The organism is Aminobacter sp. UC22_36, from assembly GCF_044056035.1.
GTDB lineage: Bacteria > Pseudomonadota > Alphaproteobacteria > Rhizobiales > Rhizobiaceae > Aminobacter.
Map to the genome: position 1 here is coordinate 2,635,357 of NZ_CP171996.1, position 14,202 is coordinate 2,649,558.

Here is a 14,202-nt window from a genome sequence, read left to right on the forward strand (position 1 = left end):
GAAGTTCAAGTGTCGGTCACAGTCACTTTGGAGCTTCAAGGGCGCTTCCAGGCAATCGGGGTCAAGACAGCCGACAACGGTGTTGTTGTCGATAGACGAGTGATTTTGCCTGGTCACCTCGATGCGGGTGTTTTTGTACCCACAGACCTGACTGCCGAGCCGGATGAAATTCGCGCCCTGGCAAAGCAGATCTGGACACCAGATCTAGTCCGCGCATGGTTAGAGCACTTGGGTGCTCAGCCCCCTGTGTTCTGGGACGCTTACCGGGTGACGGCCCGGCAATTTAAGCTTCAGCTCTTTGCGGACAACCTTCTCGATCAAGTCGAGTCATGGGTCGCCACGCAAGGCAAAGCTATCCAACTCGCCTACGACAACAGCGGCACATTCGTTCGCGATGAACCGATGATGCAGACAGGGTTTGTTGCTCTCGGTTTTTCAGCCGAGCGGATCGACAAGTTTTTTGCCGACGCGTCGAAGCTCTGACCAGAAATCCACCGGTAAGCCCAAAGGACACGCCACAACATGGCTGACGTCTATATCCATTCGCTGACGGACCTGTGGAACGACGCAGGAACGGACTATCACGCGATCAAGATGAACGTGACGAACTCCGCTTCGTCGGCGGCTTCGCGGCTGTTGACGCTGCAGGTTGGTGGCTCGGACAGGTTCTACGTCGACAAGAATGGTGCTGTTGTTGCCGCCAGCACCATCAAGCCGTCTGCCAATGATGGTGCTGCTCTTTGGCGCCTCGGGCACTGCCTTCTCGGATCTCTTCCTCGCTTCGGGCGGCGTCATCAACTGGAATGCCGGCGACGTCACCGCAACGCATTCGGCCAATGCTTTGGCCTTTGCCGGCGCTTCGAGCGGGTACAGTTTTGATGCGGTTGTGCTGCCATCAGCGAACGATGCCGCTGCGCTCGGCTCGGCGACGGTGTCTTGGTCCGACGCCTTTTTCGCCTCTGGTGGTGTGCTGAACTTCAACAACGGCGACGTCACCATCACCCACGCCGCGAATGCCTTAGCCTTCGCCGGGGCAACCACCAACGGCTACAGCTTTGCTGATGGTCCGATCAAGCCGGCTGCGAACGATGGCGCCGCGCTTGGTGTCTCCGGTACGGCATGGAGCGATCTGTATGTCGCATCTGGCGGCATCATCGACTTCGCCGCAGGCAATGTCGTCCTGACCCATTCCAGCGGTGTCCTGACCCTCGGCACTGGCGATCTGCGTATCACCACGGCAGGCACGAACGCGGCCAGCGCCGTGACCGTCGGCGGCACCCAGACGCTGACCAACAAGACGCTGACGACGCCGGCATTCAGCGGGACACCGTCGGGTATCGATGCTTCGACCACAGCCAAAGGCATTTCCGAGTTTGCAACTGCTGCAGAATATCGAACCGGTACTGATACGGCTCGCTCCATTGTTGTCAGCGAAGTCTGGGCTTCCACGGCTGTGGTCTCGCTCACGGATGCAGCGACAATTGCCGTTGATATGTCGACGTTCATCAATGCATCCGTCGTTCTCGGTGGCAACAGGACGCTTGGCAACCCAACCAACCCGAAAGTTGGTCAAAGTGGCTTCATCCTCCTTGTGCAGGATGGGACCGGTGGGCGCACGGTGACTTTCGCGTCGAACTGGAAATTTGCTGGCGCCGTCGACCCCGTCCTCTCGACTGCAGCCGCTGAGAACGATTTCCTGTTCTACACGGTGATCAACAGCTCATTCATTGCTGCAAGCCTTATGAAGGGCGTCAACTGATGCTGCCTGGGCTCGGCGGGATGCTGGCAGGACTGGGGCGGCAACCCGTCGAACTCGTAGCCTCGTCCATCGACACGACCGATCGCTCAGGCTCCTACACCTTCGCCGGGCTGAATTTCGGTGAGGATTTCACGGGGCGGACGCTTGTGGCAGTGGTTACCCTATTCGCCACAGGCAATGTGATCCTTGACCAAACGTCAGTTACTATCGGCGGCAGCGCGGCTGCCGGAAATGATAATGGTGACGCGGGCGGCGGTGCTCCTAATGGCACTGCTGGTGTGGGTATCTGGGCTGCAAAACCGAGTGGCACTTCTGGCAGCATTGTTGTAAATTTCACATCTGGAACCGCAGGGACGTGCGCAGTCTGGGTGTTTGCAGTTACCGATGTTGCTTCGACCACTACATCATCAACCCTCCAAATTTCTAGTGCATCGGGGTACACTTCGGGGGCAAGCGGAACGCTGAACATTCCAGCCAATGGCACTCAATTTACGGTGGTCGTTCGGGCGAACAATACCGGCGCAATCACACTCTCTGGGGCAACCGAACGAATCCAGACAACTATTGAAACCGTTCATCGCGTGGCTATAGGCTACGACTACAGGATGGCCGCTGAGACTGGAAGAACGGTCGGGTTCACAACCGGTTCTGCCAATGTTGTTTTTGCTCTGCGAGTTGCCACCTATGTCTAGTCGGGGTGGCTTGGGTGCCAGCCGTTGCAGTGGCCCTGTTCGTGCCTAAATATGGCTTGAGGCGTAGAGCCTCGCCAAGTTTTGTTTACAATGTACATGATGCAATGGTCGCCATTGGGTTTGGCGCATCCCCTGACATTTATATCTGGCTCTCGCGTGCCCGCCATTTGGTGCAGATGGCGGCATTTTTTGAACACCTCCGACTGAGGCAGATAGTAAACCTCAAGCCGCCCAGTGTATGGGTGATCGTATCTCGATGGTGGGTTCCATGTCGGGTCGTTTTTGCCCGCATAAGCTGGTTCAAGCAAGGCAGTAAATGCCAGAATTGCGATAACACCCCGCATGTCTACCACGAGTCCGGCCCCGTACCGTCATCGCTGCTTTCTGAGCGTTCATTCGTTGTGGTGGGTTGAACGACTGGCTTTCTCACCACTCGCTTGGGCGCAACGGCAACCTTCTTCACCGCCGGAGCAGGCTTAGCCACAGCAGCGGGCGCTTGATATGCCACAGGCTCTTCGGCCTTCGGCAACATCGCGCAGCTGCTCAACATCAATGCGGGTATGCAAATCAGGGCAATGCGCATGGGGTCTCTCCTGGCTGTTGCACTGGCGCCCATCACATCAAGCGAATGTAGCAGTTGGCCTAGACTCTTTCAATTAGACCCGCAGAGCTACTCGTTGGCATCACCACGGAGGTGAGCCGCCGTCTTCGGAAGGCGCGCTACTGCTATTTGGCGTATCGGGTCGACTGTGCGGCGAAGAATCGTGCTCGTTGAGATGGGCCGATTGCGTCATGGTAGCGAGCGGCACCGCGCAGTTGCTCAATACCAATGTAGGCATGAAAACGAACGTTGCAGCTAGTAAGAGGCGGGACATTCTGGCGGTCTCCGATCTGGACAATTGCTGGAATAAGTGATATCGCTTATAAGATTAAAAGTCAATAAGCGATATCGTTTATGGTGATCGTTTGACCAAAACATCGGCATCAGGTAGTCCCAACCGAATGGGACGTCCACCACTCAATGTGAAGCCGATACTGGTTCGATTGCCGGATGACGTGCCGGAACGGATCGACGCCATCGTCGGCAAGAACAAGCGCGCAGAGTTCATCCGTGAAGCCGTCGAGCGCGAGTTGAAGCGCCGCGAGCGCGACCAGTCCGACAAGGGCTGACCAATTCCCATCCTCTGGCCTTTAGGCCTTCTCGCTCACCTGAAAGGAGCCGCGCATGGTCGCGCCAAACCCGCTTCAGCCTATCAAGGCCCCGGGCCTATACGACGCCGCCAAGGCCGGTGGTAAATCGTTCGCCCAGTGGAATGCCGAGAACGGCGCCAGCAGCCCGATGCCGTCGATCGCCCCGGCGCAGGTCAACGATTCCATGGCGGACAAGGTCAACGAACTGACCTCGCAGGATAGCAAGCTCAACCAGGCGGCACGAACCGAAGGCTTGAAGATGGCCAACCGGCGCGGGCTTCTGAATTCCTCGATGGCCGTCGGTGCCGCTCAGGATGCGGTGATCAAGAACGCCATCCCGATTGCATCGCAGGATTCGGCGCAGGATTTCGCCCGAAATCAGGATGCTCGGGCCTTCGAATATGGCATGGCCGGCCAGAACGACGCCCAGGCGTTCGCCAAAGATCAGGCCAGTCTGGATCGTGCTCTGCAGGTCCAGATGCAGAATTCATCGATCGACGCCAATCAAGCCCAGCAGATCAGGGATATCGCTTCCCGCGAAGGCATGGCGGCGGCCGACCGCGCCCTGCAATCTGCGCTTGTCGACCGGGACATCACTTTCCGCACCGGCGAGAACAAGCTTGACCGCGCTCTTCAAGAGAAGATCGCCGGGCTCAACCTCAATTCCTCGGATCGGAATGCAGCGGCGCAATTCCTGACCAACATGGAAGACATGTACAACCGGTCGCAGCAGTCGATCATGGCCAACACGGCGCTGGACGCCACCCAGCGCAACCAGCAGCTTACCGCTGCGAAGGCCTTGCGCGACAAGCAACTGAACTTCGTCGAGCAGATGTACAACATCGACCTGAAGTGGTGAGCACATGATCCGTGACGCCACATTCTCCGATATCCCGGCGATCGTCCGTCTATTGGAGGGCGCTTATCTCCAGACCCATTATGCCAAGACTGGTCAGGCCCAGATCGACATCCCGGAGACCAAGCGGCTGCTGCTTGCCTCGATCCAGCGCCACGGTCAACGCCATGGCGGGGCCTGCTGGGTGCAGGTTTCTGACGGCGGGGCAAGCATCAACGGGCTGATCTTGGGAACCCTGGCAAGGGTCTATGTCATCGGCAACAAGTTGATGGCGTCCGACCTGTTCTGGCTTACCAACGAACATGCCGATCCGCGCGATGCGGTTTCCTTAATGCGCGGCATGGTCGAATGGGCGAAGCCAAACCCGCAAGTGGTCGAGATCCGCTGCGGGACCACCGCAATTATGAATGACCCAGAAGGCGCAGGAAAGCTCCTGCAGCACATGGGTTTCAAGCCTTACGGCAACATCTATCGCATGGAGGTCACACAATGAGTGGCGTCGTTTCTGGCATCGGCAAGGTCTTTTCATCTGTCGTTTCTGGCGTTGCCAAGGTCGGCAAGGCTGTTCTTGGGGTCGGTGCTTCCGTCTTTACGGGTGGCGCCGCATCGGGGGCCGGCGGTATCGGCAGCATTGCCAGCGGTGGCGGTGTCCTTGGAAACATCCTCAGTGGTGCCTCGAAGATCGCCGGCAACCTGTTCGCTCCGCCTGGCATGGCGCAAGCGGCAGGTGGACTGTTCTCGTCGGCCGGTCTGGCGCCAGCGGCAACTGCGACAGGGCTTTCACCGCTCGGCAAGGCTGGCGGCGGCCTGTTCGACTTCCTGAAGAGCGAAACCGGCGCGGGGCTCATTTCTGGTATCGGCGGCGGCCTGATGAAAAAGGCCGAAATGGATGCCTATTCCGAAGAGCAGCAGAAGGACCGCGATTTCCTCCGCGCCAAGGATCAGCGCGTCACCGACAGCTACAATCTGCCGGACAATGCCTTTGCCGCGAACACAACACCACCGCCTGCGCCTGCCGCGGCCGCACCGCCTGCGCAGCCTGCGCAGACCATGCCTGGTGCTCCGAAGTCGCCCCAGCGCTTCCGTTACAACTACGATTCCCAGACCAAGCGCATCGAGAGGGTGGCCAGCTAAGATGGGCATGCTCGACGCAGAAAACGCGAACCGCCCGGACAAATCGTCATCTGGCGGCAGCAGCAAATCGAGCGGCGCCGGCAGCACCAGCAACCATGCTTCGGAACGTGAAATCGACAGGTCGACGGGCAACCGATCAACGACGGATCGGTCGAGCTCGGCGAGCAGCGACCGTCCTGACCGTTCAACCTCATCGGTGAGCTCTGATCGTCGCGAGATAGATCGTTCGCTCTCCGAGCGCCCGACCTCAGATCGCAGTACTGGGCTGAACTCTGCCGGAAATCGGTCTACCGGTGCCGGTCCTATGGCATCTACGAACCGCAGCACGACGCCGACAGGTCTTTCGCCGGCGCTTGGAGGCCATGCCGCCGAGCGCGGGATCGATCGCTCTCTTGGTAGCCGCGCGACCCCGGCAACGCCTACAGGTGGGCTCTATACCTCGGCGCGCGCTACTGAAATCAAGAGCATGGCCGATCTCGACCAATTTCAGCGTACCGATCTGGCATCGAAGGCGAGGGCTGCTGAAAACAAGTCGATGGCTGATCTGGCCGTTGAGAAGACATTGGCTCGAATCCGGGCGGCTGAAGCGGGCACCACCAATCCATATAACAGGCTAGTTTCTGGCGGCCCTGTCGATTACGTCGACCTCAGCAACATGACACTTCGGCAGGTGCTCGACTACCAGAAAGGAATGATCGCGGCGGGCCATGCCTCTACAGCTTTGGGGGCCTACCAGATCAAAAACTCGACTTTGAAGATGGTCACCGACCAACTCGGCGTTGGCCTGGATCAAAAGTTCACCCCAGAGCTTCAGGATCAACTGGCGAAGGGGCTTCTGCAGAATCGCGCCAATCGGGCAGCAGTCGATGGAAACATTGATGTGGACAGGTTCGCGAATGAACTGGCGAACGAATGGGCTGCGTTCAAAGGCAGTTCCGGCTCTGGCAAGTATGATGGAGACGGCAAGAACACAGCAACCGTGTCTTATGACCAGGTTCGCGACCTGGCGTCTGGCCTGGTCGATTATGGTGTCGTTTCTGGCCGACCGGCGAGGACTGGAACGTCCACCGGACTGCCATCAGAAGTCGCGATGCTTCCCTCGTCGCGACCTTCTTTCGAGGAAAAGTATCTGGGTGGGTCCAGCCCGAACACCAACACCGGCGGTCTATCTCCGAAACAGGTCGCCGATTACAAGGACTATGGCCTCAACCGAAGCTATGGGCCGGTGAACCCGGTTTCGCGACCGTCGGCAAGTCAGGTTGCAGCAGCTACACCCTCCGCGCCTAGTCGTTCGGCTGGGTCTACATCGACATTGCCAGGCAACGCCCCGGCGCCCAGTTCGGCGCCGCAGGCTCCGAAAGAACTGTCGACTGGCCAGAAGATTGTTGCCGGGGGCATCGATATTCTCGGTGGCATGATCCCTGGAGTTGGCAACGGGCTGACCATCGCAAACGCGGGCTTAAAACTAACCGGAAACCGAACCATCGGCGAGCGGATCGTTGGTGATTTCGCCAGCGGAGACGGCAAAAACGGTTCCGTTCTTATGGCCAGTAACGGCAGCGACCGGCCAGAGCGTGGTGGTTCAGGCAAGAGCACGAATGCCGATCCGGTCGTTCGTTTCGAGGAAACCTATCTCACCCCGCCCACGCCATTCGATGACGGTGTGAAACGCCCGACGCCGGCTGAGCGATGGGGTGGGGTCGGCCTTGGTTAGTCGTCTGGACCGCAGACCAGAGATGTCGAATCGACGACATGCTCGTCTTCTGCGCCTTCGGCAGTAATTACCCGCAACCAGTTCTTGTTCTTGTCTACGAAGACGGCCTTACAAAAACCGCGCCCGGTGCCGGAGCAGGCTTCGACCTCGAAAAAACCAGTCTCGGCAATCCATTCTTCTGCAAATGGGGGCGGGTTCGGATTGCTGATCTGGTTTTGATCCAGAAACGGTTGCCACCCAGCAGCGATCAGCTTGCCCCGCGCCTCGGGATAAGGCTGTTCCAAGACGCTCGGTATCACCGGGTTGCTTTTGGGAGCGCAGTCAGCCCAAGCCGGGCCAGTCAGAATCGCAAGAATGATTGCGGCGTAACGCATCGGTGTCATTGCCTGATCGTGAGCGGGCATAGCTGGGTTGCGCGAACGGTTATTGCCGCTGCCGAACCCATGCAGTCGTAAAAGCAAATCTTGTTCAAACCGTCCGTTTGCTCTCCGGTCTTGAAGCACGTCGAGGCGGCTAACTTGGGTTCGATTGTCGATGCTGGTCGTGATGGCTGTTGCAAGAAGAACGCAATGGCGGCGGTCAGAAGCAAGCTTTTCATAGTCACCCCTCGCTATTCCTTAAACATACTCCAAAATCCGACGAACCGAAAGGATCGCCCTATGGCGCTTCAAGACATGGCTAACGACCCAGCCGCGGCGCTGCCTGGCCAGCCCGCGCCGGACATGCAGCAGGCCCAGCAGCCGGCTCAGGGTGGCCTTGGCGAATCCGTGCAGGCCAGCCCGGAAGAGCAGCAGGCGTACGAGCATTTCATCGGCAAAAGCATGGAACTGATCTACAACAAGCAGATGCTGCCCCAGGTGCTCAGCCTCCTTCAGGGCGAGGGCGATCCAATCGAAGGCTTGGCTCGAGCCTCAGCGCTCGTCATCGGTCGCGTGGCAAGTGCTGCCCAGCAGGCCGGCGAAAAGCTGAGCGGTGACGTTCTCCTGCACGCCGGTACCGCGACTTTCGAGGATTTGGCCAACCTCGCCAGCGAGGCTGGCATCCATGATTTCGGCGAGGACCAGGATGGGCTTGAAGGTGCCTATTTCAAGGCCTTGGACCTCTATCGGGAGATGCTGCAGAGCTCGGGCCAACTCGACGAGGCAGCGGCGGCCGAAGACCTCAACAAGCTGATGCAGGCCGACAAGGATGGTCAGCTCGAAGCGATGTTCCGGCGCTTGGCTGAAGAAGATGCCGGCGGAAACAAGCCACCGAACGGTCAGGAGCCACCGCCAGACGATAGCCAGATGCCGCGCGGCGGTCTCATGCAAGGAGTTCAGTGATGGTCGGATTTGCGATGATCGCCGGCGGCGCCATGCAGGGCTACGGCAGCGCTCAGCTTGAGCAGGCCAAAGCCCAGCGCGAGGCCGCGCTTGAGGAAGTACGTGCCCAGCGGGATATGAAATTCCGCAGCGATGAGGCAGCGACTGCGCGGCGCTTCGATGCCGAGGAAAACGAAAAGAACCGCACCTTTCAGCGCGATAACGTTCAGGGCGATCTTATCGATATGGGCGGCGGCAAAATGGGCGTCCGCAAGGGCTCTCGTGTAGAGGCGCTGACTGATGGGGGCGGCAAGGCCATTGCCGTGGCCCCAAAAACAGGGTTCCGACTGCTCACAGCGGAAGAAAAGAAGGCTGCGGGACTGGATGCCGGCAAGGCTTACCAGATCGATGAATCCGGCGAGACCAAGGGCAAGATTTCAGCCGTCGGTGGCGAGGGCACAACGGTCAATGTTGGCGGCGAACGCGGTTACGACAAAACAGTCGGCGAAGAGTACGGCAAGCGCTTCATGGCGGTTCAGGACGATGAGAAGTCGGCCAACCGCACCATCACGGCGCTCAACGTCATGTCGAAGGCGATGGATGATCCGAATTTCTATTCCGGCAGCGGGTCCGAGATCGTCACCAAGCTGAAAAAGGCTGCCGTCGCCATGGGCGCTGATCCTGAAATCGGTCTCGTCGACCGAAACCTTCAATGCGATGGCCAAGCAGGCAGCTCTCGACAGCATGGGCGGTTCGCTTGGGTCCGGCTTCTCCAACGCCGATCGTGATTTCGTCACCGATCAGGTTCCGACGCTCAGCAATACCCCGGAAGGTAACCGCGCACTCATTGAGGTCCAGAAGAAGATCGCTCAGCGCAAGATCCAGATCGCCAAACTGGCCCGCGACTACGCCAAGACGAACGAAGGGCGGATCGATGCAGGCTTCGACGAAGCACTCGCTGGATGGAGCGAGCAGAACCCATTGTTCCCCACGAAAGCGGCAGGCGCATCAACATCGAAGCGCCGTCCAGTCGTTATTGATGGCTTCACGATCGAGGAGATTGACTGATGCCGCAATACCAGATCACCGGTTCAGATGGGCGCAAGTACAAAGTGAGCGGCAGCAGCCCCGAGGGAGCGGTTGCCGCACTTAAGAAGCATATTGGGTCAGCGCCGTCCGATAGCAGTGTTGAGGGTGCTCGTCGTGACAGCGCATCGGACTATTCTCGCTTATCTGATGAAGACCGCGCATCGCCGATCCCTGATGCCCTGATCGAAAGCGGTAAGGCGATCGTCAACGACGCCGGCAAGCGCTCCATGGGCGAAGACATCATCCGCAGCCTTGGTTCCGGCCTTCGCAGTGGCGTGGAGAGCACCATTGGCATGTTTGGCGACGCCGCAAAGATGCAGGGCGATATAGCCGCATGGGGTGCCAAGAAGCTCGGGGCGTCGGATGAAACAGCCGAGAATGTCCGCCTCGCCGGCCGCACACTTTCCCCTGGCGCTTTGATGGCAAGCACTGAGGATGTGCAGTCAGTCACCACGCCGGTCGTAGGTGAGCACTACCAGCCAGAAACCAAAGCTGGCGAGTATGTTCGGACCATCGGCGAGTTCGCCCCGGCGGTGGCCGCAGGACCGGGCCGGCTTGGTCAGAAGGTCGCCTTGACGGTGGTGCCAGCAGTGGCATCGGAGGCCGCTGGACAAGCGACAAAGGGAACGGCCTATGAAAAATACGCGCGAGCCGCAGCCGCCTTGGTCGCCGGTGCCCCAATTGCGTTCTTCGGGGCGGGTAAGCTTTCGGGCGAAACGATTGCGCGCGCGGTTGAAGACGCCACCCCGCAGCAGATCGATCGTGCAGAGCAGCTTTTCCATGAGGCGCAAGCCGCCGGCACGCCGATAACTCGATTTGAGGCAGTCCAGGAAGTCACCGGAGGCGCGTCGCGCGCTGGGGATATTCAGCGGGTTGTTGAGGGCCAGGGTGGCGGACGGGAGTTCTTCGCGGCGCGGCCCGAGCAAGTCGAGGCCGCTGCGCGCCGGGAGTTCGGGGCTATCGACCCGGCCCCGGTAAACCCATCCGGCATCGGACCAGCAGCGGCTGAAACAGCCAGCGACTTGGTCAACGATGCCCGCACCGTGATCAATCGTGTCACGGAACCGTTCTATACCCGGGCTGAAGCGACAAGGCTGTCGCAGCCTGAGTTTCAGCGCGTCCAGGCGGCGCCAGGATGGGAGGAGGCTCGGAATGCAATCCGGAACGATCCGCAGCTTGCTCGCTACGTTGAGGGCATGCCGGACGACTCCGTAGGCTTTCTCAACGAAGTGCAGAAGTATCTTCGCCAGCAGGCCGATAATGCGGCAGGGCCGACCAATGCTCAGCGTAACCAGCAGCGCTCGGCTGGATACGGCAGTGACGCCACCGTTGTCAGGAATGCTGCTGAAGCGGCTTCGCCGGATTTCAGGACTGCTGTGAACGCGCAGGCCGATCTGCGTCGCCAGTATCTTGACCCGATCTTGCAAGGTCCGATCGGCAAGCTCGCCAAGGATGATGTCACGACGAAGGAAGCGGTTGAGGCGCTGTTTCCCAAGAACCCCTTGCCAAACTCCGAGGCGGAAATCGGCAGAACCGTTGCTGCTCTTGCAGCGCGCCGGCCGTCTGTGGCTCGGCAGCTTGTAAGGGCTCATCTTGAAAGTACGTTCAACCAGGCGACACGCGAATTGCAGGCGGGGGCCAACCAATGGGGCGGCGCCGGTTTCGCGGCTGCTGTGCGCGGTAACCCTCAACAGGCGGCCAATCTTCAGGCAGCAATCACTGCGCTCCCGAATGGTCAGGCCCTGTGGCGGGGTTTCGACAGGTTCCTGAACATCTTGCATGCGCAGGGAACTCGGCAGCGCGTTGGTTCCCAGACAGCTTTCAATCAGGAAATTCAGCAGGACTTGAAGCGCGGTAGTGCGCTCGGAACCGGCTTAACGGTCGCTTCGGGGGGTGGTCTGGCTTGGCCCAAGAAGGCCCTTGAAGTCGTCGAGCGGTGGCGGCTGGGCCGTAATGTAAGCCAGATAGCGGATCTCATCACCAACCCCGAATCTGGGGCTGAATTCCGTCGTCTCGCTACCGCCACCAGTGGTCAGGCGATGCGAAACATCGCCGTTTCCTTGACGCTGCAGGCCAAAGCCGGCGGAACTTCCGGAGGCCCAGGAGCCGCCAACCACCGTTCGCATGAATCGGCGGTGGCGAAGCCGGCGAACAAGGTCGACTGACCTGACCCATCCCAAGGTTATGCCGTAGGCCGCCATAAAGGCCCAAGCGGCGGCGATATTGGGGTTGATTGGGTAGTCATTCGTTTCGCTAAACCAAATCGTCGCGAACAGTACCGCGACGAAGATCACGCCTTGCAAGAGCATCCATCGGATCTTGAGCATGAGCAGACATATAGCCGAATTCCCGCGCTTCTGAAAGCGGGTGGCACTCATCCCAACATCAAAGGATATCGCGATGTTCGACGAGCTGAAGGCGTTCGCGCCCGGCGGCAGGCCGGCGCTTATCAAGGCCATTGCGGATGCGCAGCCGGAAATGGAGCGTGCCGGGATCAACACCCCGCTTCGGATCTGCCACTTCATGGCGCAGGTGTTTGTCGAAAGCGGCGGGCTGCGTGTCACCGAAGAGAACCTGAATTATTCGGCGAAGCGGCTTTGCGCGGTTTGGCCGAAGCGATTCCCGACTTTGAATTCGGCTGGGCCCTATGCCATGAACCCGCGCGCCCTGGCCAACAAGGTTTATGGCGGCCGGATGGGTAATGTCGGCCCAGACGATGGCTGGCGCTACCGTGGCCGCGGCCCCAAGCAAATCACCGGCAAGGACAACTACCGCGAGATCGGGCGCGCCATCGGCCTGGATCTGGTCAAGGAACCTGACCTCCTGCTCGATCCGTTGATCGGGGTTCATGCCGCGATTTCGTTCTGGAAGATGAACGGTTGCAATGCGCCGGCGGACAAGAATGATATCCGCGGCGTCACGCTCAAGGTCAATGGTGGCTACAACGGCCTTGCCGATCGCCGCGCGGCCTTCCGCAAGGCCGTTCAGGTCTGGGGCGACGACAACGTCTCCGAGATTGGCAGCAAGACCGCTGCCCGCTCGAACATCGGGCGGGCAAGCCTTCTGGCTGGTGGTCTTTCCACGGCGGGGATCGGAAACCAGCTTTACGAGGTTTCCAGCGCGGTCGAAAGTGGTCGATCGCTCATGGATGCGCTCGGGGTCAGCTTCCTGACGCTCATCCTGCTTGCCGCTGTGCTGGGCCTGGTCGTCTACATCTTCCGCGACCGGCTGTTCATCTCGAAGCATGAGGGCCTGTGAGATGAAAGCCGCTTGGTTCTGCCCTGCATGCCAGAAGCATCATGCACCTCATGTCGAAACGTGCCCGCGCCCGGTTGATCTGATCAGCACCACACCGATGCCTGTCTACCCGCTTACCGTCCCCGGAGTGTCTGGGGCACCAATCCCGGATTGGATGCGGTTTCAGCGCCGGCCATGCAACTGCAAGGGGCCATGCGGCAACGTCGCTTGCCCGAACCGCATGGTTGTCACCTGCAACAGTGTTGGCGTCGGGACCGCGCTCCAATGACTTGGCTCGCCCTCAAGCCCTTCGCGCTCGCCACTTGGCGGGTGCTCACCATCATGATCCCGATTCCGCTGGTCTTGATCGTGGCTGCCGGCCTCTGGGCCCGATTTCGACAAGTCGTCAGCCATTCGCAAGGCGGTCGACAAGGCTGTGTCCGAGCTCGTCGCCGGGGCTGAACTCGATGCGCTTCAGGCTCAGGTGATCGAGGAGCGCCGCCTACGCGCCTTCGTCGAGGGCAAGGCCGCATCCCTGGCTGATGCCAACAAACGCTTCGAAGACGAACGCATCGCCACCGAGCGCGAAAAAGAGGGGCTTTCCGATGAAATCGAACAACTCAAGGCCGGCGCTGTTCCTGATGGTGTCGATCAGCCTCTCTTTGACCGGATGCATAACAAGTGATCGTGCGCGGCTGGCTGATGCCAAGCGCGCTCAAGTGGCGGCCGAGGCTACGCGCGCCGCGATACAGGAAGCCGCCAAGGTTCCCGAAAAGCCAGCGGATTGCGGCCTCAAGGAACGTTCCGGCGTCAAGCTAGGTGATCGCCTGGATGTCGCATTGCTGAAAACTGACCGCGCCCTTGGTCGGGCAAATGCGCGGATCGATCGTTGTTGGGCTTGGGATCAAAACTACCGGAAAGGGCTGGGGAAATGATCAGGACATGGCGGTACACTCTATGGGTAATGGCTGGACTTGCCATGCTCATAGCCCTGTTTTTGATGTCGAGGCCGGCGGATGCGCAGCAGATGTGCGCGCCGGAAGCCGCAGCATTGAAAGACCTTCAAAAGCGATTTGGCGAATTCGTTATCATGCGGGGAAAAATCCCTGATGGCGAAGTGATCATCACCCGGTCAAACGATGGGTCGTGGTCGGTGGTCGTGGTCCAGAAAGCCATGGCGTGCCTGACCATGGGTGGCAAGCATTCCGAAATCGACAAGGGCGTCTGAG

At 59.6% G+C, this 14,202-nt stretch carries 19 protein-coding genes; 17 read left to right on the top strand and 2 right to left on the bottom strand.

Annotation, left to right across the window (positions count from 1 at the left end):
- Window positions 1-9: 9 nt before the first annotated feature.
- The 6 genes from ACHMW7_RS16230 (at window position 10) to ACHMW7_RS16255 (ending at window position 4,501) form a co-directional block, all read left to right on the top strand.
- A complete protein-coding gene (locus tag ACHMW7_RS16230) occupies window positions 10-483 on the top strand; it encodes a hypothetical protein (RefSeq protein ID WP_395451198.1) in 474 nt (157 codons plus the stop codon).
- A gap of 39 nt (window positions 484-522) precedes the next feature.
- The gene (locus ACHMW7_RS16235) at window positions 523-879 is read left to right on the top strand and encodes a hypothetical protein (RefSeq protein ID WP_395451199.1); all 357 of its coding nucleotides are present in this window, start codon (window positions 523-525) and stop codon (window positions 877-879) included.
- Window positions 842-1,759 carry a hypothetical protein gene (locus tag ACHMW7_RS16240; protein ID WP_395451200.1) on the top strand — a complete coding sequence of 306 codons (918 nt, stop codon included), beginning with the start codon at window positions 842-844 and terminating at the stop codon, window positions 1,757-1,759. Before ACHMW7_RS16235 ends, ACHMW7_RS16240 begins: the two co-directional genes overlap by 38 nt.
- Entirely contained in the window at window positions 1,759-2,451 is a 693-nt protein-coding gene (locus tag ACHMW7_RS16245) for a hypothetical protein (protein ID WP_395451201.1), read from the top strand. Before ACHMW7_RS16240 ends, ACHMW7_RS16245 begins: the two co-directional genes overlap by 1 nt.
- 1,002 nt (window positions 2,452-3,453) lie before the next feature.
- Complete coding sequence (locus tag ACHMW7_RS16250; protein WP_395451202.1) at window positions 3,454-3,621, top strand: YlcI/YnfO family protein; 168 nt, start codon at window positions 3,454-3,456, stop codon at window positions 3,619-3,621.
- Between the two features lie 55 nt (window positions 3,622-3,676).
- Window positions 3,677-4,501: a hypothetical protein gene (locus ACHMW7_RS16255; RefSeq protein ID WP_395451203.1), complete on the top strand. Its 825-nt coding sequence runs from the start codon at window positions 3,677-3,679 to the stop codon at window positions 4,499-4,501.
- Window positions 4,502-4,550: 49 nt separating this feature from the next.
- Here the strand turns inward: ACHMW7_RS16255 and ACHMW7_RS16260 are convergent, their stop codons facing one another.
- Entirely contained in the window at window positions 4,551-4,802 is a 252-nt protein-coding gene (locus tag ACHMW7_RS16260) for a DUF2958 domain-containing protein (RefSeq protein ID WP_395451204.1), read from the bottom strand.
- On the opposite strand from ACHMW7_RS16260, the gene ACHMW7_RS16265 reads away from it, so the two are divergent.
- The 3 genes from ACHMW7_RS16265 to ACHMW7_RS16275 are packed head-to-tail and all read left to right on the top strand — an operon-like array spanning window position 4,767 to window position 7,346.
- Window positions 4,767-4,991: a hypothetical protein gene (locus ACHMW7_RS16265; RefSeq protein WP_395451205.1), complete on the top strand. Its 225-nt coding sequence runs from the start codon at window positions 4,767-4,769 to the stop codon at window positions 4,989-4,991. The genes ACHMW7_RS16260 and ACHMW7_RS16265 overlap by 36 nt on opposite strands.
- Complete coding sequence (locus ACHMW7_RS16270; protein WP_395451206.1) at window positions 4,988-5,632, top strand: hypothetical protein; 645 nt, start codon at window positions 4,988-4,990, stop codon at window positions 5,630-5,632. Before ACHMW7_RS16265 ends, ACHMW7_RS16270 begins: the two co-directional genes overlap by 4 nt.
- 1 nt (window position 5,633) lies before the next feature.
- Window positions 5,634-7,346, top strand: coding sequence for a hypothetical protein (locus ACHMW7_RS16275; protein WP_395451207.1), 1,713 nt, complete (start codon window positions 5,634-5,636; stop codon window positions 7,344-7,346).
- On the opposite strand, the gene ACHMW7_RS16280 is transcribed toward ACHMW7_RS16275, so the two are convergent.
- Window positions 7,343-7,729, bottom strand: a complete 387-nt coding sequence (locus ACHMW7_RS16280; RefSeq protein ID WP_395451208.1) for a hypothetical protein — start codon at window positions 7,727-7,729, stop codon at window positions 7,343-7,345. The genes ACHMW7_RS16275 and ACHMW7_RS16280 overlap by 4 nt on opposite strands.
- Window positions 7,730-7,864: 135 nt before the next feature.
- Here ACHMW7_RS16280 and ACHMW7_RS16285 point away from each other — a divergent pair, with 135 nt between their 5' ends.
- From ACHMW7_RS16285 to ACHMW7_RS16320, 8 genes are all read left to right on the top strand, one after another.
- The gene (locus ACHMW7_RS16285) at window positions 7,865-8,668 is read left to right on the top strand and encodes a hypothetical protein (RefSeq protein ID WP_395451209.1); all 804 of its coding nucleotides are present in this window, start codon (window positions 7,865-7,867) and stop codon (window positions 8,666-8,668) included.
- The gene (locus tag ACHMW7_RS16290) at window positions 8,668-9,435 is read left to right on the top strand and encodes a hypothetical protein (protein ID WP_395451210.1); all 768 of its coding nucleotides are present in this window, start codon (window positions 8,668-8,670) and stop codon (window positions 9,433-9,435) included. The genes ACHMW7_RS16285 and ACHMW7_RS16290 overlap by 1 nt, the downstream gene beginning before the upstream one ends.
- The gene (locus ACHMW7_RS16295) at window positions 9,392-9,715 is read left to right on the top strand and encodes a hypothetical protein (RefSeq protein ID WP_395451211.1); all 324 of its coding nucleotides are present in this window, start codon (window positions 9,392-9,394) and stop codon (window positions 9,713-9,715) included. Before ACHMW7_RS16290 ends, ACHMW7_RS16295 begins: the two co-directional genes overlap by 44 nt.
- Entirely contained in the window at window positions 9,715-11,901 is a 2,187-nt protein-coding gene (locus tag ACHMW7_RS16300) for a hypothetical protein (RefSeq protein WP_395451212.1), read from the top strand. The genes ACHMW7_RS16295 and ACHMW7_RS16300 overlap by 1 nt, the downstream gene beginning before the upstream one ends.
- Before the next feature lie 235 nt (window positions 11,902-12,136).
- On the top strand, window positions 12,137-12,994 hold the full coding sequence (locus ACHMW7_RS16305; protein ID WP_395451213.1) for a glycoside hydrolase family 19 protein: 858 nt from the start codon (window positions 12,137-12,139) through the stop codon (window positions 12,992-12,994).
- A gap of 415 nt (window positions 12,995-13,409) precedes the next feature.
- Complete coding sequence (locus ACHMW7_RS16310) at window positions 13,410-13,658, top strand: hypothetical protein (RefSeq protein ID WP_395451214.1); 249 nt, start codon at window positions 13,410-13,412, stop codon at window positions 13,656-13,658.
- Entirely contained in the window at window positions 13,579-13,908 is a 330-nt protein-coding gene (locus tag ACHMW7_RS16315; protein ID WP_395451215.1) for a hypothetical protein, read from the top strand. The genes ACHMW7_RS16310 and ACHMW7_RS16315 overlap by 80 nt, the downstream gene beginning before the upstream one ends.
- A gap of 44 nt (window positions 13,909-13,952) precedes the next feature.
- Entirely contained in the window at window positions 13,953-14,201 is a 249-nt protein-coding gene (locus ACHMW7_RS16320) for a hypothetical protein (RefSeq protein WP_395451216.1), read from the top strand.
- Window position 14,202 lies beyond the last annotated feature (1 nt).